This is a genomic window from Streptomyces sp. NBC_01241 (assembly GCF_041435435.1).
Taxonomy (GTDB): domain Bacteria; phylum Actinomycetota; class Actinomycetes; order Streptomycetales; family Streptomycetaceae; genus Streptomyces.
On the sequence record NZ_CP108494.1, the window covers coordinates 941,203 to 962,671 of the forward strand.

The window sequence follows — 21,469 nt, forward strand, 5'->3', positions numbered from 1 at the left end:
CACGGTTCTGAGGGGGCGGGGACCCAGTAATGCGTCCCCGCTACCCGACTCATCATCGGCCTGAACAGTTCCGCGATCGGCACCCTGGTGGAGCGCACCAGCAGATTCACGATGCTGCTGCACCTGCCGCCGACGCCCGGCCACGGCGGCCCGCGGACCAAGAACGGCCCGGCACTGGCCGGCCACGGAGCCGGGGCCGTACGTGAAGCCCTCGCGGAAGCGATCACGAACCTCCCCGCCCAGCTCCGCAAATCCCTTACCTGGGACCAGGGTTCAGAGCTGGCACAGCATGCCCAGCTCCGCATCGACACAGGTCTGGAGATCTACTTCGCCGACCCACATAGCCCTTGGCAGCGCGGAACGAACGAGAACACCAACGGCCTGCTACGGCAGTACTTCCCGAAGGGCACCGACCTCGGCAGACACACCCGCGAGGACCTCGCTGCCGTCGCCACCGCGCTCAACAGCAGACCCCGCAAGACCCTCCACTGGAGGACGCCATCCGAGACTCTCAACAATCACCTACTATCAACACATAACGGAAGTGTTGCGACGACTCCTTGAACCCAACCAGTACACCAGCGAGGCGTACAACAACCTGTGCGACAGGCTAGTGTCCTGCGCCGGAGATCCGTCGGCAGAAGCGGGCGAGGGAGTCGAGGATCTCCTCGGCCGTCTTGGTCCAGATGAACGGTGTTGGGTTTTCGTTCCACTCCTTGACCCACGCACGGATGTCGGCTTCCAGGGAACGCACGCTTTTGTGGGAGCCGCGGCGGATCTTCTGGTCCGGCGAGGAAGCCGAACCACCTCTCCACCTGATTGATCCAGGACGAACCGGTAGGGGTGAAGTGCAGTTGGAACCGGGGGTGTTTGGCCAGCCACGCCTTGATGGCGGGCGTCTTGTGGGTGCCGTAGTTATCGCAGATCAGGTGGACCTGGAGATGCCCGGGAACCTCCTTTTCGATCTTGATGAGAAACTTCTTGAACTCCGCTGCCCGGTGCCGACGGTGCAGCGAGGTGATGACTTCGCCGGTCGCGACGTCGAAGGCCGCGAAGAGGGTAGTCAGACCGTTACGGACGTAGTCGTGGGTGCGACGCTCGGGCATGCCCGGCATCATCGGCAGCACCGGCTGAGACCGGTCCAGCGCCTGGATCTGCGACTTCTCGTCCACCGACAGCACTACCGCCCCTTCGGGCGGATTGAAGTACAGCCCGACCACGTCGTAGACCTTCTCCACGAACAAGGGGTCCGTCGACAGTTTGAAGGTGTCCGTCAGATGAGGCTTGAGATGGAACTTCCGCCAGATTCGGCCCACGGTCGACTTCGACAGCCCACTGCGGTCGGCCATCGACTTGCGCGACCAGTGAGTGGCGTTCTTCGGCATCTCCTCCAACGTGCTGACCACGACGGCCTCCACCTGGTCGACGCTGATGGTGGGCGGCCGGCCCGGCCGGGGCTCGTCCACCAACCCGTCCAGCCGGGCGTGCCAGGAACCGCCGGCGCCACTTGCGGACCGTATCCGCCGCTACCCGAAGATCCCGCGCCACCACAACAATCGGCGGAACGTCAGGACCTGCACACGCCAGCACGATCCGCGCCCGTAACGCCACCGCCTGCGCAGACGTCGCCCGCCGGGCCCAACGCTCCAACACCGCACGCTCGTCAACAGACAACAACAACGGTTCCAGCTTCGGACCACGACGCGGTGCGGGCACACCCGCAGAAACACTCATACAGGAACTAACGATGGATCTCCGGCGCAGGACACTAGTAGGGCTTTGTTAGGTACCCCGAATGTTCGGCCAGGGGTAGGGTTGTGATCTTCTTTCAGGTGTGACACCTGAGGAGATGGAGACGGTCCGCCCGCGCTTGGAGGCGTTCGCGGCGGAGATGCTCGGTTCACTGGCGCGGCGGGACCAGCGGGCCAAGGGTGAGTTGTACCTGCGCGGGCTGATGCTGGACGGTAAGCGCAAGTCGATGCAGCCGATGGCCGAGCGTCTGGGTGTGGACCATCAGCAGCTCCAGCAGTTCGTCTCCTCTTCCACCTGGAACTGGGGCAAGGTCCGTGAGCGGCTGGCCCGTTGGGCTGCGGCTCACATCTCGCCCGAGGCGTACGCGATCGATGACGTGGGCTTCCCCAAGGACGGCTACGACTCGCCGGGGGTGGCGCGGATGTACTGCGGCGCGCTGGGCAAGCGCGGAAACTGCCAGGTCGGGGTCAGTGTCAACCTGGTGTCCGACCGTGCCTCCTCGGCGGTCGACTGGCGTCTGTTCCTGCCCGAGAGCTGGGACGACGCCAAGAACGCGGACGATGCGCTGCTGGCCGAGGCGATCCGCCGCCGCCGGACGAAGGCCGGCATCCCCGACAGCGAGCGGCACCGGGAGAAGTGGCGCCTGGCCCTGGACATGCTGGACGAGGTTCGCGGGGACTGGGAGCTGCCCGACCTGCCGGTGGTCGCCGACGCCGGCTACGGGGACGCGACAGGCTTTCGCGAGGGCCTGAGCGAACGTGGGCTGGCCTACGCGGTCGCGGTCAAGGGCAGCACCACCGCCTACCCGGGTGACGCCGTCCCCCGGCGCCCGCCCTACAGCGGCCAGGGCCGCCCGCCCGGCCCGGCGTACCCCGACCCCCACACCACCTTGCGCCAACTCGCCCTGGACGAAGGACGATCCACGCTACGGACGGTGACCTGGCGCCAGGGCAGCAAGACCACCAGGAACAACCCCCGCGCCGAGATGCGCTCACGATTCCTCGCACTGCGCGTCCGCCCGGCCAACCGCACGATCCGCCGCGCCGTGGACGGTTCCCTGCCCGAGTGCTGGCTGCTGGCCGAGTGGCCGCCCGGCGCCGCCGAGCCCACCGACTACTGGCTGTCCACCCTGCCCGCCGACACCCCACTGCGCGAGCTGGTCCGCATCTGCAAGATCCGCTGGCGCATCGAGCACGACTACCGCGAACTCAAGGACGGCCTGGGCCTGGACCACTTCGAGGGCCGCAACTTCCCCGGCTGGCACCGCCACACCACCCTCGCCTCCCTCGCCCAAGCCTTCTGCACCCTGCTCAGACTCGACCCAAAAGCCCCTGCGCCGGCCTGACCCTCTACGCGGTCCTCCGCGAACTCCAAGCCCTCCTGGCCACCTGGACCGGCGCCTGCTCCATATGCGGCCAACCCGCCCCGGCACCCGAACCACACCACCGCACCTAACAAAGCCCTACTAGGCGTGGTGCAGTCCATGGGGCGCGTGGGATCAGCCCTGGACAACGCCGCCGCCGAGTCGTTCAACTCGCTGATCAAGGTCGAGTACATCCACCGCAACCAGTTCGCCACCCGCGCCGAGGCCCGGCTGAAGATCGCCACCTGGATCACGGACTTCTACAACCCGCGCCGCCGCCACAGCGGGGCCGCCGGCCTACCGCCAATCGAGTTCGAACGCACCATCAGCGAAGCACGCGCCGAACACCATCAGAAGGACCAAGCCGCGTAAGGAAGGCCTGTACGTTTCCAGGGGATTGACACCGGGTGCGACAGCAGCCGCGGCGACGCCGGGCACGACTGACAGGCCCGCATGCGCACCATCACCGAGATGCAACCCAATATCACCGAGTGGTTCGACCGCGACGTGTGGACCGCCGCTGTCAACGACAGCGGCTTCACCGTCACCCGCCGCTGAACCGCAGCTCAACTCTCACCGAAGCCCTCGCCGTCGAAGCCCCGGTCGAAGCCCTTCAGAACCGGGTCCAGTTCAGCCGCCGCGGCGCACAGGGAGCACAGCCGGGTACCGGGGCGCTGCGCCGCATCCAGCGCGCGCTCCAGGGCCAGCACCGGCGCCTCGTCCGGGACCTCTTTGCAGTCGACGGCGTGCACGACGCCCCGGCCGGGCCCGTGGCCGCCAGCCTTCGCCAGCACCCAGCCGGACGGGCGGCGCGGCCCCAGTGTCTGTTCCACGACCGTGGGCGGCTCCAGGTACTCGGTGGGCACGTCGTCGTACGAGACGCCGTCCACGGGCCGTACGTGCTGCGACGCGCGCACCCAGACCCGGTACTCGGCAGGCTCCAGGCTGTCCCCGGGGCCTCCGGTACGTCGGGAGGCCGACCTCGTACAGCCATCCGTCGCGCAGCTGGCGCCGCGACCACAGGTGCGCGACGACTTCCCCGGCACCCGGATGGGCACCGGCTCGCGGTCGGAGCACGTCGTCATGACTCCCACCGTACGGACAGACGCCGACAGCACCCGTCGCCACCTGCGCGGGCTCCGGAATCTGTCCACAGGTGATCCGTGGTCTCTGGAGGCATGAGCGATCACGAGCAGCAGCAGCCGGCCCCGCGCCGCGGCAAAGTCCTGGAGGTCCTCGCGGGGCGAAGCGCAAGGTCTTCACCCGGCCCGCGCCGAAATCCGCGAAGGCTCGGGTGAAATTCCTCCTCACGCGGGCAAAGGGGTCCACCAAGGCCCTGGCGGAGCGCCTGGACGTCTCGACCCGCACCGTGCAGCACTACCGCGCCGGACAGCTGACGACGCCGCAGAAACGCCTCCAGGCAGCCCTGGTGGAGGAGACCGAATCCGAGTGGCAACCGCAGATCAGGGCACAGGCACGGGAGCAGGCGTCTACCTCCGGCGGCATGATGGTGCACGTCGTCGCCTACTTCGGGTTCACCGCCTCCGGGTCCTCGGACGACGGCCGCGAGCGGCACATCACCACCCCGATCTCACCCACCTACGCCGCTCAGATACTCCAGCTCCAGGAGGCCGGTGCGACGGAGGAGGACTTGCATCCGATCGTTGCCAAGGCCATCACCGAGTCCTATTTCACGGACTGGGGTCCAGCGCGATGGGCTGGTCGCGCATTTTACGGACGTCCAGTCGATAGATTTCGAGTTCTGACGCAGCCAAATTCAGGGCCGGCTATAAAACGTATTTGTGTGCCGAAGCACGCTAGTTGTCACATACGCAGGCTTGTTGTCACCGAGACCGTTCCTTCAGCCCCATGTGATCCGGGCGGCGACCGGCAGGTGGTCGCTGCCGGTGGCGGGCAAGGTGCGGATGTGGCCGACGGTCGCCGAGCGGGCCATGACCTGGTCGATCCGGGCCAGCGGGAAGGCGGCGGGGAAGCTGAAGGCGAAGCCCCGTTCTGCCACGTTCATCCGTGAGGTCAACGGGGCCAGCCCACGGTCATCGACCGTGCTGTTGAGGTCGCCCAGCAGGATCACCGTTTTCAGCTTCTCGGCGGCGATGGCCTTGCCCAGCAGGCCGGCGCTTTCGTCGCGCCAGGAGGATGCGAGGCCGCTCGCCCGGACGCGGACCGAGGGCAGGTGTGCGACGTACGCCGCGATCTCGCCATGCGGCGTGTGGACCACGGTCCCCAGCCCGCGACTCCAGGCCTCCGCGATCCCCTGGGGTTTAATGTCCAGCAGCCGGGCATCGGTGAGCGGATGCTTCGACCAGAGCCCGACGGTGCCCTGGACTGCGTGGTACGGGTAGTCCGCGGCGAGGGTCTTCTCGTAGACCGGCAGCGCCAGGGGCACCAGCTCCTCCAGCGCGATGAGATCGGGCTCGGCGTCAGCCAGGACGCGGGCCGTGCCCGCCGGGTCGGTGTTCTCGTCGCTGACGTTGTGCTGCACCACGACCAGATCGTGCGCGCCAGGCTCCGCCCCGGGCAGGAGCAGCCCGCCGAAGAGGTACGTCCAGGCCGCCACCGGCAGGAGCAAAGCCAACAGCGCGGTGGCCGAACGACGCAGCAGCGCCAGGCCAAGCAGCACCACGACCACCAGGCCGAGCCAAGGCAGGAACGCTTCCAGCAAACTGCCCAGGTGGCCCACGGAGTTGGGAACGGCCCGGTGGAACGCCAGCAGCCCTGCCGTCAGCACCGCAATCGCGGCAAGAACCCACTCTCGCGTCCAGGCCGGCCGGCCCCTCGCGTTCCCCTCCCACCGCCCCGCCCACCGGAGCGCTGCTGCCTTCATCGTCGACGTCGCACCGCTGTCCGCCCGCTCCACCATGGCTTCCCATCCGCTTGGCCTCGCCCCCCAAGACGAGCCATCAGGTGAATCAGTTTCTGTTTTCCGCAAGCGCGTGCCGCGTCCTCCGCCCACCCGGAGAAGACGAGCGCACCCCTCCCGCCGCACCGGCGTCACTTCGGCGACAGCAGCCGATGCTGACGGGACGGGTGGCCAAAGCCTCCGGCCCGCCGCTGACTGGCGCAGTGATCGCCGACCAGCCGGCTCACGGTCAGTGACATCAGCCGACTGGAAATGGGGCACGGATTTTCGTGCAGCTCAGCCGATCGGAACGGCGCCACAGCCGGTGACAACTCCCGTGCTGCCCGAGCCGATGGTGACAAGTATCCGGCTGATCCGGTGTCAACCACCATGCCTCGCGGTCGCAGAACGGCAGTTCGGCCGCTCTCGTTGGTGACAACCAGCATGCTTCGGCACACATATTCACGGGCCGCCGTACAGCGCCCTGGCGACGGCCCACTCCCGAATCCGCACCACGAATACGAGGCCGAAGATGACCGCGATCGTGCTGCACGACCTCGGTAGCCGCCGCGAGGCCCGCGCCTGGTTCGCCACACCGCCGCCCACGCCGCCGGTGAATCCGGCGACCGGCAGCTGCACGCATGGGTGATGGCCCGCGAGGCGATGGTGGGGCTGAACTACGGCTCCCCCAAGGCCGCGGCAGGCCTGGCCGAACAGGCCCGCCGCGTCGCCGGGACCTCGCCGACCGCCGCCGCGACCCTGGCGGCCGCCGTCGCACGGTGGCCGGAAAGCGGACGGGGTCCAGCAGGTTGGTGATCAGCCGCCACTGCTCGGTGCGGACGGTGCCATCGGCCAAGGTGACGATGAGGGTCGCCTCGATCACGCGCACCGGCAGTAGTACCCGCAGGACGCCGTAGCCGATGCGGGCAACGAACGCCGCGAGACGATCGCCCGAGCACTGTGGCGCGTAGTGGAACAACGCGGCATCGCGCACGCAAGCGTCCGCGAAGTAGCCCAGGAAGCGGGCATCTCCCACGGCGCGGTGCAGCACTACTTCGCCACCCGAGAAGAGATGTTGGTCTTCGCCATGGACTTCGCGTCCGAACAGACATCACTACGCGTCGCCGAAGGCGTCGGAGAACTCGGCAACCCACCACACCCCCGTGACATGCTCCGAGTGATGCTTACGGAGATGCTCCCTCTGCATCCCGACGCACGCGCGACGAGCCGGATGAGCGCCGCCTACGTCCTGGAGGCACTGCACAACGCGAACATCCATACACACGCACGCGACGGGTTGACTCACGGCCGCGACCTCATCGAGCAGATCGTCCGCCAGGCAATCACCGATGGTTACATCAGCCCCGACCGCGACCCGGCGACAGAGACCAACCTGCTCCTGACACTCACCGGCTTGACCCCGCTCATCGAACTGAGCGTGATCGAGCCTCAAGAGGCGGCGGGAGGTGCTCACCTGCATCATCGCTGTCAGTCGTCTTCGTCTTCGTCGGCGTCGGCGTCGGCGTCGGCGTCGGCGTCGGCGTCGGGGCCACGGAGTTCGGGCCTCAGAGCATCGAAACTCCCACCACGGCCGTCGCCACGAGCACGACGATCACCAGGACGTTGAACGCCACGTCCCGCTCCTCCGAGCGGTGTTCGGCCGCGCGGTCCAGCGTGTACTCGGCCGGGTCGGCGGACGTGTAGTGGACCGTGACGTCACGGCCGTACGCACCGGCGGGGTCCGGGAGGTTCGACGTACAGTGGGCCGTGACGGCCGTGCCCTCGCGGGTGGTGAACGACACGACCGGGGTGATGGTGGTCGAGGTGTGGCCGTCGTCCTGGTCGACGCTGACGTCCTTCAGGACCGCGACGACCCGTCCCTGCACGGTGTCCATCGCGGCCAGTCTCTCGACGCGGCGGTTCTTGGCGCGTACTGCCCCGGGCAGATGAACGGCGGCGAAGACCGCCCACGGCCCGCCGAAGCCGATCAGCGCCCACGGCCACCCCCAGCCGACCGCGGCGAGGACCACCAGCCCGACGTAGACCAGGAAGACCGCGAAACTTGGCCAGCCCAGCCCACGACTGGGCTCCTCCGGAGTGTTGGAGAACCGATAGGCGTGTGGTCTGCCTCGCGGGTGGCTGACCCCGATCTCCCGGCCCTCCCACGCGGAGTTGATCATCTCACCCCGCTCACCGTCGTTCGTCACGGTGACCTCCTGACCCGAGGCCGGGTCGCGGTAGGAGACGACCACCGATATCCCGCCCGTCCGGGACCCGCCGTGCCGGGGCTCCCGCACCCGATCGATCCGCCCTGTGAGCCGGACCGTCCGCTGCGCCTTGGTCACTCCGGCCAGCGACATGCCGTACCCGACCAGCGCCACCACACCCCACACAGCACACCACAGCACCAGAAACCCGTCCCACCCCATGCGCCCCTCCTCCTGCCGATCCGGTCAACTGCCGCTGCGCCGCAGCACTTTGCCCTGGTCGTCCGCCTCCAGCGTTCCCGTGCTCCCGCCGCCGGTGACCACGGCCCTGAGCGTGAGCGAGCCGGTGACGCCGTCGGCGGTGAGCTGCCAGCTCTGCGGGGACTCGACGCCGAGGGTGGTCCTGGCCTCCTCGACCAGGCCGGGGACGCGATCGTAGGGCAGGGACCTCGGGTCGAACCCGGCGGTCTTCACGCCGGTGGGGGAGAAAACGACCGCCAACAGGCGGTCCTGCACGACGACGGTGAGCGCCTGACGCTTGTCCGCGCCCTGCGTCAACGACTCGACGGCCTTGCGCAGTTCGCCCTCGTCGAGCATCGATTGGCCAGGACCGAGGGTGACCGTGCCCGTCGCCGACGTCACGGTGGTCGTGGACGACGAGGAGGAGACGGACGGCTCGGGGGCGCCGCTCTCGCCCTCGTGGGAGTCGAACAGGTCGGCACGGAACAGCAGGAGCACGGCGGCCGCGCCGAGCAGCAGCCCGAGGAGAGTGAGGAGCGCGCTGAAACAGCCCCCCGGGGTCTCCCTCTTCATGGCCGGACCAGGCACCGAGTCCACCTGGGCAACGGCCGCCCGCTCCTCCCACTCCGGCGTCGGCCGTTTCACGATCCGCGTCTTCCACGGTCGGTCCGGCGGATACTCCACCACCACGACCCCGCGCGGCCGGTATTCGGGCAGCTCGACGAGGTTGACGTCCTGCCGTATCTCGACACGGAACGCGGGCGCGTCGTCCGGCGCGACGGACAGCTCGAACCGCACCGGCACGTCGCTGGTCTCACCCCCGACGGCCTCCAGACTCTCGATCACCGCGAGCGCCGCGCGCGGCACGACGGCCGCCTCCCGGGCACGGCGCGGCAGCGTGGCGAGGAAGAAGAGAAGCCCGTAGACCGCGGGCAGGACCAGCCCCGTGACGATCAGCGGCGCCCTCTCGACGACACAGCCACCGATGAAGGCGGTCAGCGACGCCCCGATCACCCCGCCCGTCAGGAACCCCAGAGCGAGGTCGGCAGGCGTGTTGTGCGTGGGCGGCGCGCCCGCGGTGATCGTCATGTGGCCGATTGTGCACCTCATGGGTAACGGCCGACAGACCTGTGGGTGAGGGGTCCCACCGGTAACGCCGCTGAATCGAACGCTGAGGAACGATCACGGCTCGGCATCGCTTGACGGGCGCCAGCCGATGCAGCCGCCCACACTGCGCAGGCACCACGGAGAACACCCCAGCAGAAGGCCAGCGACCTCTTCGCCAGCGGATCAAGATCCGGGCCATTCCCGGACCATCTCCGCCTCACATGGCTCAGAAGCCGCCGTTTTGGCTGGCCGGCAGGCAATGCCCCGTATACCACCAGCAGACGAAGAATCTCCTGGTGTCGTACTCGCCGTAGAAGCTGGGGTTCTTCTGGACACCGAACGCGCGTCGAGACCACATCCACTCATGGTCGTCGCACCTGCTGCCGTCGTGCTGTCTCACAACCAGCCGCGGCGGGCCGCGATCACTCCGGCCTGGAAGCGGTTGGCGGCGCCGAGGAGGTCGTGCAGGCGGCTGATACGGCGGCGCATGGTGCGGACGGACCAGCCGAGCTGACGGGCTATCGCCTCGTCCTTGAGGCCACTGACCAGGAGGGTGAGGACGAGTCGGTCCTCCTCGCCGAGGGGGTCCTCGGCGGGGGCGTTGAGGGGCAGGGCCTGCTTCCAGCACATTTCCCAGTAGCCGGTGAGGGCATCGAGCAGGGTGGACGGGCGGATCACCGCGGCGCGAACGTCGTCGAGGTCGAGGGAGAGCGGCATCAGAGCGAGCTTGCGGTCGGCGATGGCGAGTTTGATGCCCAGGCCGGGCAGGACGCGGGCCTGTTCGCCGTGCCGGACCAGCTCGCGGATGTCGTCGAGGACGCCCGGCCATTCCAGGGCCTCGGGGGCGTAGACCGCGCGGTACCGTACACCGCGGCCGAGCGCCGTCGCCTCCACCGGGTTGGAGGTCGTCAGGGCGTACGGCGGCCGGTCCAGAGTCATCACGTCCTCGTGGGCCTCCTGTTGAAGGCGGACGAACCAGCGGCCGAGCGCCTCGCTGCCGGTGGTGATCTCCACCTCGTCCTCACAGGTCGCGCCGGTTCGCGCGGCGGCGAACAGCCGGGACAGCTCGTCGGCCACCGAACGGACCCGCTCCAGCTCATTACTTCTGGCCCGTACCAGCGCCTCGACGGCGGCGCCCGGCTCGATCGCGGCGTACCGGCGGCGGGTGCCGGCGAGCCGGCCGACCAGCCCGTGGTCGCGAAGCCGGTCCAGCGCCCTGGCAACGCGCTCGGACGAACAGTCGAGATCCGCGGTGAGTTCGGCAGGCGCCGCCGTCCGCCGGGTCAGAACGGCGCGGTAGACGCTCTCGTCGAACGGATCGATTCCTGCCGCCGTGAGTTGCGGTGTCTCGGGAGTCATGGACGGATGATGGCCCAGTTGTGCCAGCGGCAGCAATGGGCCACGGAGATCAGTTGTGCGACAAGTGCCTTCACCACTAGGACCTTTACGCATGGCAATGAAGTCACGAAGATCGCGTCATGCCGCCCTCGCCGCCGTTGTTCTCGCCGGCACGTTGGCGGCGACACCGGGTGCCGCCAACGCGTCCACGCCCGACCCGTCGCAACGAGTGCTCGTCGAACTGTCCGGGAACCCAGCGGTCACCGCCGCGCCCGGTGGATCGCTGCTGTCCGCCGAGGCCGCCCGCGGCGTCGGCGCCGCCCGCCGCGCCCTGGACGCGCGGCAGGAGACGTTCCTCGGCTCGGCGAGGAGCGCCGGGCTGCACCCTTCGGCGACCCGAAAACTGGGTCTGCTCATCGATGCCGTGGCAATGACGGTGCCCGCGTCCGAGGTGGGGCGACTGTACTCGCTGCCGGGCGTCACCGCCGTCCGCCCCGACACCCGGGTGCTGACGAAAACTGACGCGAGCGTCCCGCTGATCGGCGCACCCGGCGTCTGGCAGCGCAAGGACCCCACTGGAAGGCGCGTCACGGGCAGGGGGACCACTGTCGCGATCCTGGACAGCGGGGTGGACTACACCCACCCCGACCTGGGTGGCGGACTCGGCAAGGGCCACAAGGTCGTCGGCGGGCACGACTTCGTCAACCGCGACGAGGACCCGATGGACGACAACGGCCACGGCACCCACGTCGCCGGCATCATCGCAGGCAAGGCGGCTGAGAAGGGCGGCGTCACCGGCGTGGCGCCCGGCGCGAATCTGCTGGCCTACAAGGTGATGGACGCCGACGGCTCCGGGTACACGTCGGACATCATCGCCGGAATCGAGGCAGCCTCCGATCCGGCCAACCCGCACCGCGCCGATGTCATCAACATGAGCCTCGGCGGCCCCGGCGACGGCACCGACCCGCTGGGCCGCGCCGCGACCGCGGCCGTACGGGCCGGTGTGGTCGTGGTGGCCGCGGCGGGCAACGACGGACCGGGCGCAGGTACGGTCAACAGTCCCGGCACGGCCGACGGTGTGGTCTCGGTCGGCGCATCGACGAGCAATCTGCGGCTGCCCAGCGCCTATCTGGTCGGCGAGAAACCCGAGTTGATCCAGAGTTACCGCGGCATCCTGTCCGCGAACCCGCCGGAGGACCCGGTCACGGCGCCGCTCGTCGATGTCGGAGAGGGCACCGCCGAGGACTGGAAGCGGGTCGGCGACGTACGCGGAAAGATCGTACGCGCGCAGATGCTCGTCGCCGCCGACGCGCGGTACCTGACGGCGAGCGCCGTGGAGTGGGCGCAGGAGGCGGAGAAGCGCGGTGCGATCGCCGTGCTGGCCGGCCTGCCCTCCAACGACGGCCCGGTGTTCGTCGCCGGAGCACCGGGAGAGCTCACGCCGTCGGAGGTGAACCCTGAGCCGGGAGTGGCCCAGGTGCCGTCATCGCCCGCGCGGATCGACGCCTCCGGCGACTCGCTGCGCATGGACCGCCTGGTGGTCATGGGCATCGACTCGACCCAGTACCAGGAGCTGAGCACCCGGCTCGCCGCCGGGAAGGTCTCGGTGACGCTGCGGGGCACCGACACCACCGACCGGATCGCCTCGTTCTCCTCACGCGGTCCCTCCCAGGACTTCGGTCTGAAGCCCGATCTGGTCGCACCGGGCGTGGAGATCCGCTCCACCGTGCCCAAGTCGCTTTACGGGCCCGGCCAGTACCGCATGTCGGGCACGTCGATGGCGGCCCCGCACGTCGCCGGTGCCGCGGCCCTGCTCCGCCAGCTGCACCCCGACCGGACGCCCGCCGAGATCAAGGCCGAACTGATCGGCACCGCGAAGCCGCTGAGCGGCACCGGGCCCACGACGCAGGGCTCGGGCAGACTCGATGTGGCCGCGGCCGCCTCCGCCACGGTCAGCGCCTCACCGGCCTCGGTGTCGTTCGGGCTCGCCGATCTGTCCCGGCGTCACGTCGGCGGCACCGCGAAGGTGACGTTGCGGAACTCCGGCAAGCTGCCGGTTGCGACCTCGCTGCGGGCCGAGGGTCCGGCCACGGTCTCGGCGAAGCGGGTCACCGTACCGGCCGGGGGGACCGCGACCGTCACGGTCTCGCTGCGCGTCGCCCTGCCGGCCACCGACACCGAGATCAGCGGCCGTCTCACGGCGACCCCCGACCGGGGGCCGGCGATCAACGTGCCCTATCTGCTCGCCGTTCGGCATCTGGCCGTCCAGGCCGCACCCGACCCGAGCGACGGTCACTCGACCGTGCACATCGCCCCGCCGACCCGGCTGGTCGCACCGCCGGTCGTCACCGTCACCCCGCCTCGCGGCAAGGCCGTCGACGTCGCTTCCACACTCGATCCCGCCAGCGGCTACTACCGGGCCGAGGTGACCGGCAGCGTGGCCGGCACCTACCGGGTCTCGGTACACGGCACCGCCGGCACCGGGCAGCTGCTCACCGGCGCCGGCGCCTTCGAGGTCACCCCGGTCGACAGCCGCGGGGACCGCTGGGAGCCGGTCGGCCCCAACAGCGAGGCCGGTTCGGTCGTCCTCTCGCCGAGTCGGCCGAAGCAGGCCGTCCTCACCCAGTACCAGAAGGCGGCTCCCTGGCTGACCACCGACAACGGGGCCTCCTGGCGCCAGTTGGGCCGACTGCCCGTCGCGGACGGCACGGGTCCGCTCGTGGTGGACGCGAAGAATCCCGACCGCTGGTGGTACGCCGTGAACAGCGTTCACGACGGCAGCCGCCGGGGCGCCATCCTGCGCACCGATGACAACGGGCGGAACTGGCGCACGCTCGACGTCCCGGACACCCGCATCGTGGCGCTCGCCGCCGATGAACGGACCCGCACCCTGGTCGCGGTCACCTCGGACGCACTGCTGGTCAGCACGGACGCGGGCGACCACTGGACGACATACCCGACCGGTGTCACCGGCGCCGTCACCGCCGCCGCCGTCACCGGTGACACCCTCTATATGACGACGTATCACGGCGTCTGGGCCCGTTCCGGCATCGGCTCGGGCAACCCCGGCGAGGCACGCCTGCTCTTCGCCCCGTCCGGCGGGGGCGTCGGCGGGCTGGCCGCCGACTCCTCGGTCGTGGCGGTGTATGTCCCGGGCCGGGGAGTTGTCGGTTCCCGTGACAGCGGGGAGGCCTGGACCACCCTGCTGTCCATGACGGACGGAGGACTCCGCCTGACCATCTCGGGTGACGACCTGTACCTGAGCACGTTGTCCGGCAGCGGCCGTCTCAGCCGCGACCACGGTCGGACGTGGACCACGGTCGCCGCGCCGTCGCGCGCGGCGCTACCGGTGGACTACGACCGTTGGGCCGACGGTTCCGTCACCGTCTCCAGCGAGCAGGACGGTCTCTACCGGGGAGCCGCGGACGGCACCGGATATCGGCGGATCGGTGTCCAGGGACTGACGATCAACGATCTCGCTGTCAGTGACGGCCACCTGCTCGCCGCCACCGACAGCTCGGTCTACCGCACCGCCCTTCCCGTCGCGAGCCCGGAATGGGGCCAGTCGGGCGGCGAGGGCATGAGGGGCGTGACTGTCCCGCAACTTGCCGTGTCGGCCAAGGATCCGAAGGTGATCTGGAAGGTGCGGCGCACCGCGTTCGGCTCATTCACCGTCGAGCGCAGCGGCGACGGCGGCACCACCTGGGAGAAGAGGGGCAGTTCGGCGGAGGTGCCGACGGCGCTCCTGGTCCACCCCGCCGACCCGAACCGGGTCATGGTCAGCTTCCGAAGCCTTTTGGGCCAGGGGCTGTTCGCCACCAGTGACGGCGGCGCGACGTGGAAGAACCTCTACCACGAGCGCTCCTTCGACACCATCGCGGGCGACCCCGCAAATCCGCTGCGCCTGTGGCTCGGCAACGCCGCCGGTCTCTACCGGTCCGACGACGGTGGGGTGACCGTCACCAAAGTCACCGACGGCCCGGTGACCGCGATCGACCTCGACGGGCGGCGCCTGGTGATCGGCGGCGAGAGCGTCCGCGTCAGCACCGACGCCGGCCAGACCTTCCGCACCGCGGACACTGGCGCTCTGGCGATCCATGTCTCCGACCTGCTCCGGGTCAAGGACACGCTCTACGCGGCCACCACCAGGTCCGGAGCCAGCGGCCTCCTGCAAGGCGGCCGCGGCGTACTTCGCAGTACCGACCACGGTCTGAGCTGGCACAACATCTCAACCGGCCTGCAGAACACCGACACCACCAAACTGGCCGCGAGCCCCGATGCCCGCACGCTCTACGTCGGCACCGTCGACGGGGGCGTGCACCGTCTCAACCTGCGTCACTGATCGCTACGGACCGGGTGCCCGGACGGAACCTCCGTCCGGGCACCCGATCCACGCGTTGACGCGGCCGGTGGATCAGCGCAACGACCACGATGGCCGGGCCGCTCAGCGCGGGCGTGTCGGGCCATGTGACCTCGGAGGTGAAGCCGAGGGTGGCCTGCATCATCGCCAATGTGGCCAGTTCCTCGGCAAACTGCGGGGCGATCCCTGCGGCAGGCCTCCGCAGTGCGAGAGGTGCCGCGATCTGGTTCGTCCTGACCGCCTGCGGCGCCTTCCTGCTCAGGGCCCACATGCCGCTCGGCGTCGCCTGCACAGTCGCCTTCATGACCGTCATCCGGCTCTTCAGCGCCCAGGCCTTGGCGTATTCGGCCAGCTCCACCGTGTACGTGCCCCCGTTGTGTTTCCGCGGTCCTGCAAAAGGGCCGCTGGCCTCCGGGCCCGGCATGGCTGTGTCCCCCTGTCGAGCTCCCCCGGCAGGCCGCCGGCTCGGGCCGGGTCACCGGCATCGGCCGCACCGGCGCGGTCGGAGGCCCCTGGCTCGGCGGCGCCGTCATCGAGGGCGGCAACGCCGGACTCGGATTCACCGCCTTCGCCGTCACCACCGGGGTCGGGATCTGCCTGGTACCGATGGCGCGTCGCACCCAGCGCGGGCCCGCCACGCAGCAGGCCTCGGCACTGTCCGGTGCCATCGACTGACGCCCCGCCCCGCCCCACCTCGCGAGCGACGCGATCGGATGCGCCCTCGGAACCCCTGCCGACGCCGGGCGTTCCGCGGGCGCGTCCGTTCGACGCGGCGGGAACGCCTGGAAACCACGACGTCCGGGGCCGTTGACGAACCGGGTGCCATGGGATCGTTTCGGCTCTCGATACCCGGCTCGCACGGCCGTGCCACTTCCCTCCGAACCATCCGGAGCACTGGATCCTGCCTACCACCGATAACCGCGGCAGATTCCTCTGCTCCTTCACCGGGTTCGGCAACACTGCCGCCCTCAGCGCACCATTACCCGCTCCGAACCCGTGCCCACTCCGAAGGAATGCTGCCCCTGTCCGAAGAATTCATCTCCTTGGTGTTCGTGTGCCACCGATGGAACGTGAAACACGCAGGGAGTCCAATTTTGGCGGTCTGCACACGCCAAGACAGTGAGAATCGTGTCGGGTGCTCGAATCACTCCGACAGAGCAATGCATGATGCGCCGTCACTACGAGCGGGTGTTGGATGGCCGAGGAGAAGCACCAACGCCAGAGTGCGCCGATGAAGATCCCCCGGTGTACCTATCGGGCGAATGCGAATGCCGACTCACTCGCTGCCAGGCCATCCGCAGCCTGCCGGCGCTGCCTCAGCAAGGAGATTCGCCAGTGAAAATGCCCGGGCCCATGCACAGTCGTCGTCACTTCCTTGGTGCCTCTGTCGCGGCTGCGGCGGCCCAGTTCGGCATGCCCAGTGGCGCGCAAGCACAGTCCGAATCGGAAGGCCCTGAGGCTTATTCCGCCGTCGATCCTGTGACGCGTCCGCCCTTTGGTCCGGTGAAGCAGATCCATGCCGGAGATCTGAACGTGGGGTACGTCGAGGCCGGACCTGTGAGCGGGCAGGCGGTCATACTTCTGCACGGCTGGCCCTACGACATTCATAGCTACGTCGCGGTCACACCTTTGCTCGCAGCTAAGGGATACAGGGTGGTCGTCCCTTATCTGAGAGGCCATGGAACAACGCGATTTCTTTCAAGCAAAACGCCCAGGAACGCCCAACAGTCGGCGTTCGCTGTCGACATCATCGCCCTGATGGACGCTCTCGGGATCGATAGGACCATTCTCGCCGGTTACGACTGGGGCTCACGGACGGGCGATATCATAGCGGCTCTCTGGCCAGAGCGTTGCAAGGCGCTGATTTCCGCGACCGGTTATCTGATCACGAATGTCGAAGCCAACAAGAAACCATCGCTACCGAAGGATGAATGGGCATGGTGGTATCAGTACTACTTCGCTACCGAAAGGGGCGTTCTCGGCCTCGAGAAGTACCGAAACGATTTGGCCAAACTGGTGTGGCGGTTCAATTCCCCGACATGGAATTTCGACGAAGCGACCTTCGATCGCACGGCAGCGGCTTTCCGAAACCCGGATTACGTCAGTATCGTGATCGACAATTACCGCTGGCGGCTTGGTCTCGCAAAGGGTGAACGCCGGTACGACGCCATAGAAAAGCGCCTTGCCACGGCCCCGGTAATCGAGGTGCCGACAATCACCATGGACGGAGCGCACGATCCATTTACGCCTCCAGGGAACGGATCGACTTATCGCAAGAAGTTCACAGGAAAATACGCGCACCGGACCCTTAACACCGGACACAACCTTCCGCAGGAGGCCCCGCAGGCCTTCGCGGAGGCTGTCGTAGAAGTCGATGGATTCTCATCGCGTCGCTGAGCCCAACGCGTGAGTTCAGGTCTGGCAGGCACGTCTGCGGCTGGTCGCGGTCACGTGGAGTCGCAACCTCCCGGGGTCCCCCTTTCCTCGGACAGCGGCTCGTCAGGCCACGCTGTCTGCCGGATCGGCGAGCAGGACGCGGCCACCCTTGAGGGCTGCCGGCCAACAGGTGAGCGATGCGGGGGCCGTCGTATCCGGCATCCAGCACCACCAGAACCTCGTGATCGCCCTGCTGCCACTGACCTGCGGCGATCAGCCGGTCGACGCGCCCGGAGGAGGCCGCCAAGAATGCGAACTGGTTGATCCGCCACAGGACCGCCGAGCTGGAGGAATGCGCCAACCCAGAGTCGAACCGCGTCCGCAAGGGGCGCGTGCCCGAGTACCTACCGGGCTACGCGAAGCGTTCGTGGTCGGCCAACACCGCGTCGATCACACCGAGATGCATGGCGACTCGCCCGTCCCTGGGATCGGAGCACTGGGTCAACGTCAGCAGGGACTTCCACAGCGCCCAGCCCCTGGCCCTGGCCCAGGTGGCGTCATCCTGGCCGACTGTGTGCCGGAATACCTCGCGGCTCTCCTCGCGGAGCATCGTCCAGGCGATCACGAGATCGCAGGCAGGGTCTCCGATGCCCGAGGTGCCGAAGTCGATGACGGCCGACAGCTTGCCGTCGGTGACAAGCAGGTTGTTGCCGCCGATGTCGCCGTGGAACCACACCGGCGTTCCACACCATTGGGCCTCGAGTGCCGCTTGCCAGGTCTCGGTGGCCCTCACGGTGTCGATCCGGTCGCTCAGGGCGGTGATGCAGCGACGCGTCTCGTCGTCGTAGTGGGCGGGTGACGCGCCGCGATACCCGCTGTGCGCCCCGGCGAGAGGACCGGCCTTGGGGTCACAGCGCTGAAGGGCGAGGATGAACCCGGCGACATTGGTGGCGAACTGGGTCATGTCGTCGATGCGTTCGGGAGACGCCGTCTCGCCGGGCAGCCAGCCGCGCACGGACCAGGGGAAGGGGTACCCCGCGCCGGGGGCTCCCTTGGCCAGGACGGTGGGGACGGCCGCCGGCAGCGCGGGGGCCAGGCGAGGCAGCCAGTCGCATTCCTTGTCGACCGCAGGGGCGTAGCCGGCTGCGGTGGGCAGGCGGACCGTCATGTCGTCACCGAGGCGGTAGGTGCGGTTGTCCCAGCCGTCCACCGCCACCGGGACCACGGGCAGACGGCTCCACTGAGGGAACTGGGCGGCGATCAACCACTTCACCAGGGCAGCGTTGATTCCCGCGCGCCCGTCCGAACTCACGCCGTCCCCCCACAGGTCCCAACCCGGCGTTGTCTCCTGGATCTGCGCCGCGGTCAGGCCCTCATACCCTCCGTAGTCCCACTCCATCAGGTCGGGATCGGGCTGGACGCCGGTCAGGCCGGCCAACTGGGTTCATCCGGCCGCCTGTGTATGGGTCTCACGGTGCGGGGGGCCTGCCGGTGCGAGACCACGTGCCACCAACCATGGCCGGCTCCGCGGAAACCCGCCAGGCCTGACCGCGGTCGCGCGGAAGGGGAGAACACTACCCGTCCGATCCGCCCCGAATGCCGAAGTTCAACGCTGCGTAGTCAGCACCAAGTCAGCACGGGACAGGCGATCAGGGGTGCTGACATGCGGTTTCAGGTCAGCACCAAACCAGCACGGGAGTCAGCAGCAGGGCAATAAACCATGCCTAATGGCGCAATCCTGACAGGCGCCTGCCGGCCTTCAATACGGTCCTCGAAGCAGTCTCGACGTGCCTGTCGTAGTGGCCCCGCGCACACCCGGCCCGAGAACTATGGTGTCCCGCCACATGTGCCTCTGACCTGCCCATTCCTACGGTGTGGCGACACGAAACCGTCCCCGCCAACTGTCCGGAAGTGGTGTTCATGGCTGCCTCGGCATCCGCCCCGCCGACCACCCGCTCGCTCAAACGCATCGTCGCCGCAAGTCTCATCGGCACCACCATCGAGTGGTACGACTTCTTCCTGTACGGGTCAGCTGCCGCGCTGGTCTTCAACAAGCTGTTCTTCCCCGATTCCGAACCGCTCGTCGGCACTCTGCTCTCGTTCCTCACCTACGCAGTCGGTTTCGCCGCCCGGCCGCTCGGTGCTCTGGTGTTCGGCCACTACGGCGACCGGCTCGGCCGCAAGAAGCTGCTGGTGCTCAGTCTGCTGATGATGGGCGGAGCGACGTTCGCCATCGGGCTGTTGCCGACGCATGCCACGGTCGGGGCCGCCGCTCCCGTGCTGCTCACCGTCCTGCGCCTGGTGCAGGGCTTCGCCCTCGGTGGTGAGTGGGGTGGGGCCGTGCTGCTGGTGTCGGAGCACGGGGACGCCAAGCGGCGCGGGTTCTGGGCCTCCTGGCCGCAGACGGGGGCGCCGGCCGGGCAGTTGCTCGCCACCGGGGTGCTGTCCGCGCTCACCGCGCTGATGTCGGACTCGGCCTTCGGAGCGTGGGGCTGGCGCATACCGTTCCTGCTCTCCGGAGTCCTGGTGATCATCGGCTTGTGGATTCGTCTCTCTGTCGATGAATCACCGGTGTTCAAGGCCGCTCTGGCGCAGGCCGAGGAGCGCAAGGCGGCCGCCGCGGTCGCCGAGAAGATGCCGCTCGTCGCCGTGCTTCGGCACCACTGGCGCGATGTGCTGATCGCCATGGGCGCCCGGATGGCGGAGAACATCAGCTACTACGTCATCACGGCGTTCATCCTCGTGTACGCGACCACGGCAGCGGATCTGGACAAACAGACGGCCCTCAACGCGGTGCTCATCGCCTCGGCCATCCACTTCGCGGTCATTCCGGTGTGGGGCGCGCTGTCGGACCGGGTCGGGCGCCGGCCGGTCTACCTGGTCGGTGCGATCGGCGTGGGGCTGTGGATGTTCCCGTTCTTCGCGCTGATCGACACCCGGAGCTTCGGAAGTCTGCTGCTCGCCGTCACCGTCGGGCTCATCTTCCACGGTGCGATGTACGCGCCCCAGGCGGCCTTCTTCTCGGAGATGTTCGCGACCCGGATGCGGTACTCGGGCGCGTCGATCGGGGCGCAGTTCTCGTCCGTCGCGGCCGGTGCTCCGGCGCCGCTGATCGCCACCGCGCTGCTCGCGGACTTCGACAGCTCCGTGCCCATCTCGCTGTACGTCATCGCGGCGGCGCTCATCACCGTGGTGGCGGTGCTCTGCGCCAGGGAGACCAGGGACCGGGATCTCGCGGACATCGAGGGGACCGGCGCGAAGCCGGCCGCACCCGCGGTGGCGGCGGCCGACGCCCGTAGCGTCTGAGTCGTGAGCGCCGGGTGCGCGGACGGGGCCGGGGGTACCGGGCCCCGTCCGCGCACCGTGGTGTGTCAGTGCTGGACGGTGGGTTCGAACCAGGTGGGTTCGTCGGTCAGGGACTGCTTGATCCTGAAGAGGGAGAACTGGTTCAACGGCGGCAGCGCGTCCACCGGGAACCAGTCCACCTCCAGCGACTCGTCGTCGTTGACGCGGGCCTCGCCGCCGGTCGCCCGGCAGCGGAAGGTGACGTCCAGGTACTGGCACCGGTCACCGTTGGCGTACTGCACCGGTGCCAGGGCCTGGGTGAGGACCACCCGCTCCGCCACACAGCGCACGGCGGTCTCTTCGTACACCTCGCGCTCCGCCGTCATCGCCGGCTGCTCACCCGGCTCGCAGATGCCGCCGATGACCGACCACTTGCCGGTGTCGGAACGCCGTCCGAGAAGCACGCGACCCTCGTCGTCGAAGACCACGGCGGTAACCCCCGGCAGCAGGAGCAGCTGTTGGCCCGCGGTGGCGCGGATCTCGCGGATGAAATCAGGAGTACTCATGGGCCCGACCCTACG

At 68.7% G+C, this 21,469-nt stretch carries 14 protein-coding genes and 5 pseudogenes; 9 read left to right on the plus strand and 10 right to left on the minus strand.

Annotation, left to right across the window (positions count from 1 at the left end):
- Nucleotides 1–48 precede the first annotated feature (48 nt).
- Nucleotides 49–564: pseudogene (locus OG306_RS03705) on the plus strand (IS30 family transposase); the annotation flags it as partial.
- A 46-nt stretch (nucleotides 565–610) separates the two neighbouring features.
- On the opposite strand, the pseudogene OG306_RS03710 reads toward OG306_RS03705, so the two are convergent.
- Nucleotides 611–1,734, minus strand: a pseudogene (locus OG306_RS03710) (IS630 family transposase).
- Between the two features lie 100 nt (nucleotides 1,735–1,834).
- Between OG306_RS03710 and OG306_RS03715 the strand changes: the two are divergent.
- Nucleotides 1,835–3,097: an IS701 family transposase gene (locus OG306_RS03715; RefSeq protein ID WP_371665068.1), complete on the plus strand. Its 1,263-nt coding sequence runs from the start codon at nucleotides 1,835–1,837 to the stop codon at nucleotides 3,095–3,097.
- A 129-nt stretch (nucleotides 3,098–3,226) separates the two neighbouring features.
- Nucleotides 3,227–3,487 (plus strand): integrase core domain-containing protein, encoded by a 261-nt coding sequence (locus OG306_RS03720; RefSeq protein ID WP_371666210.1) that lies wholly within the window; start codon nucleotides 3,227–3,229, stop codon nucleotides 3,485–3,487.
- A 194-nt stretch (nucleotides 3,488–3,681) separates the two neighbouring features.
- Here the strand turns inward: OG306_RS03720 and OG306_RS03725 are convergent.
- Nucleotides 3,682–4,192: pseudogene (locus OG306_RS03725) on the minus strand (DUF6233 domain-containing protein).
- Between the two features lie 217 nt (nucleotides 4,193–4,409).
- On the opposite strand from OG306_RS03725, the pseudogene tpg reads away from it, so the two are divergent.
- Nucleotides 4,410–4,760: pseudogene (tpg, locus tag OG306_RS40875) on the plus strand (telomere-protecting terminal protein Tpg); the annotation flags it as partial.
- Nucleotides 4,761–4,976: 216 nt separating this feature from the next.
- Here the strand turns inward: tpg and OG306_RS03730 are convergent.
- A complete protein-coding gene (locus OG306_RS03730) occupies nucleotides 4,977–5,960 on the minus strand; it encodes an endonuclease/exonuclease/phosphatase family protein (protein WP_371666211.1) in 984 nt (327 codons plus the stop codon).
- Nucleotides 5,961–6,437: 477 nt separating this feature from the next.
- Entirely contained in the window at nucleotides 6,438–6,614 is a 177-nt protein-coding gene (locus OG306_RS03735; protein WP_266744613.1) for a hypothetical protein, read from the minus strand.
- A gap of 9 nt (nucleotides 6,615–6,623) precedes the next feature.
- Between OG306_RS03735 and OG306_RS03740 the strand changes: the two genes are divergently transcribed.
- The gene (locus tag OG306_RS03740; protein WP_266744614.1) at nucleotides 6,624–6,791 is read left to right on the plus strand and encodes a hypothetical protein; all 168 of its coding nucleotides are present in this window, start codon (nucleotides 6,624–6,626) and stop codon (nucleotides 6,789–6,791) included.
- A 142-nt stretch (nucleotides 6,792–6,933) separates the two neighbouring features.
- The gene (locus tag OG306_RS03745) at nucleotides 6,934–7,602 is read left to right on the plus strand and encodes a TetR/AcrR family transcriptional regulator (RefSeq protein ID WP_371666212.1); all 669 of its coding nucleotides are present in this window, start codon (nucleotides 6,934–6,936) and stop codon (nucleotides 7,600–7,602) included.
- On the opposite strand, the gene OG306_RS03750 is transcribed toward OG306_RS03745, so the two are convergent.
- The 3 genes from OG306_RS03750 to OG306_RS03760 form a co-directional block, all read right to left on the minus strand.
- A complete protein-coding gene (locus OG306_RS03750) occupies nucleotides 7,541–8,404 on the minus strand; it encodes a DUF3592 domain-containing protein (protein ID WP_266744615.1) in 864 nt (287 codons plus the stop codon). The two genes, OG306_RS03745 and OG306_RS03750, sit on opposite strands and share 62 nt — an antisense overlap.
- 24 nt (nucleotides 8,405–8,428) lie before the next feature.
- A complete protein-coding gene (locus OG306_RS03755; RefSeq protein ID WP_266907372.1) occupies nucleotides 8,429–9,511 on the minus strand; it encodes a hypothetical protein in 1,083 nt (360 codons plus the stop codon).
- 414 nt (nucleotides 9,512–9,925) lie between these two features.
- A complete protein-coding gene (locus OG306_RS03760) occupies nucleotides 9,926–10,888 on the minus strand; it encodes a helix-turn-helix domain-containing protein (RefSeq protein ID WP_266744617.1) in 963 nt (320 codons plus the stop codon).
- Between the two features lie 97 nt (nucleotides 10,889–10,985).
- On the opposite strand from OG306_RS03760, the gene OG306_RS03765 reads away from it, so the two are divergent.
- Complete coding sequence (locus tag OG306_RS03765; RefSeq protein ID WP_371665124.1) at nucleotides 10,986–15,209, plus strand: S8 family serine peptidase; 4,224 nt, start codon at nucleotides 10,986–10,988, stop codon at nucleotides 15,207–15,209.
- A gap of 121 nt (nucleotides 15,210–15,330) precedes the next feature.
- Here OG306_RS03765 and OG306_RS40880 read toward each other — a convergent pair.
- A pseudogene (locus OG306_RS40880) lies at nucleotides 15,331–15,438 on the minus strand (IS982 family transposase); the annotation flags it as partial.
- Nucleotides 15,439–16,580: 1,142 nt separating this feature from the next.
- Between OG306_RS40880 and OG306_RS03775 the strand changes: the two are divergent.
- Nucleotides 16,581–17,624, plus strand: coding sequence for an alpha/beta fold hydrolase (locus tag OG306_RS03775; protein ID WP_266752066.1), 1,044 nt, complete (start codon nucleotides 16,581–16,583; stop codon nucleotides 17,622–17,624).
- Nucleotides 17,625–18,015: 391 nt separating this feature from the next.
- Here OG306_RS03775 and OG306_RS03780 read toward each other — a convergent pair whose 3' ends face one another.
- Nucleotides 18,016–19,041 carry a phosphotransferase gene (locus tag OG306_RS03780; RefSeq protein ID WP_266744619.1) on the minus strand — a complete coding sequence of 342 codons (1,026 nt, stop codon included), beginning with the start codon at nucleotides 19,039–19,041 and terminating at the stop codon, nucleotides 18,016–18,018.
- 482 nt (nucleotides 19,042–19,523) lie between these two features.
- On the opposite strand from OG306_RS03780, the gene OG306_RS03785 reads away from it, so the two are divergent.
- Entirely contained in the window at nucleotides 19,524–20,909 is a 1,386-nt protein-coding gene (locus OG306_RS03785) for an MFS transporter (protein ID WP_266744620.1), read from the plus strand.
- A gap of 65 nt (nucleotides 20,910–20,974) precedes the next feature.
- Here OG306_RS03785 and OG306_RS03790 read toward each other — a convergent pair whose 3' ends face one another.
- Nucleotides 20,975–21,454 (minus strand): NUDIX hydrolase, encoded by a 480-nt coding sequence (locus OG306_RS03790; RefSeq protein ID WP_266744621.1) that lies wholly within the window; start codon nucleotides 21,452–21,454, stop codon nucleotides 20,975–20,977.
- Nucleotides 21,455–21,469: the final 15 nt, after the last annotated feature.

Coding starts and splice junctions, on each gene's coding strand:
- OG306_RS03730 (WP_371666211.1), bottom strand. CDS start 5,960: ATGAAGGCAGCAGCGCTCCGGTGGGCGGGGCGGTGGGAGGGGAACGCG.
- OG306_RS03740 (WP_266744614.1), top strand. CDS start 6,624: ATGGCCCGCGAGGCGATGGTGGGGCTGAACTACGGCTCCCCCAAGGCC.
- OG306_RS03750 (WP_266744615.1), bottom strand. CDS start 8,404: ATGGGGTGGGACGGGTTTCTGGTGCTGTGGTGTGCTGTGTGGGGTGTG.
- OG306_RS03755 (WP_266907372.1), bottom strand. CDS start 9,511: ATGACGATCACCGCGGGCGCGCCGCCCACGCACAACACGCCTGCCGAC.
- OG306_RS03760 (WP_266744617.1), bottom strand. CDS start 10,888: ATGACTCCCGAGACACCGCAACTCACGGCGGCAGGAATCGATCCGTTC.
- OG306_RS03765 (WP_371665124.1), top strand. CDS start 10,986: ATGAAGTCACGAAGATCGCGTCATGCCGCCCTCGCCGCCGTTGTTCTC.
- OG306_RS03775 (WP_266752066.1), top strand. CDS start 16,581: ATGCACAGTCGTCGTCACTTCCTTGGTGCCTCTGTCGCGGCTGCGGCG.
- OG306_RS03785 (WP_266744620.1), top strand. CDS start 19,524: ATGGCTGCCTCGGCATCCGCCCCGCCGACCACCCGCTCGCTCAAACGC.
- OG306_RS03790 (WP_266744621.1), bottom strand. CDS start 21,454: ATGAGTACTCCTGATTTCATCCGCGAGATCCGCGCCACCGCGGGCCAA.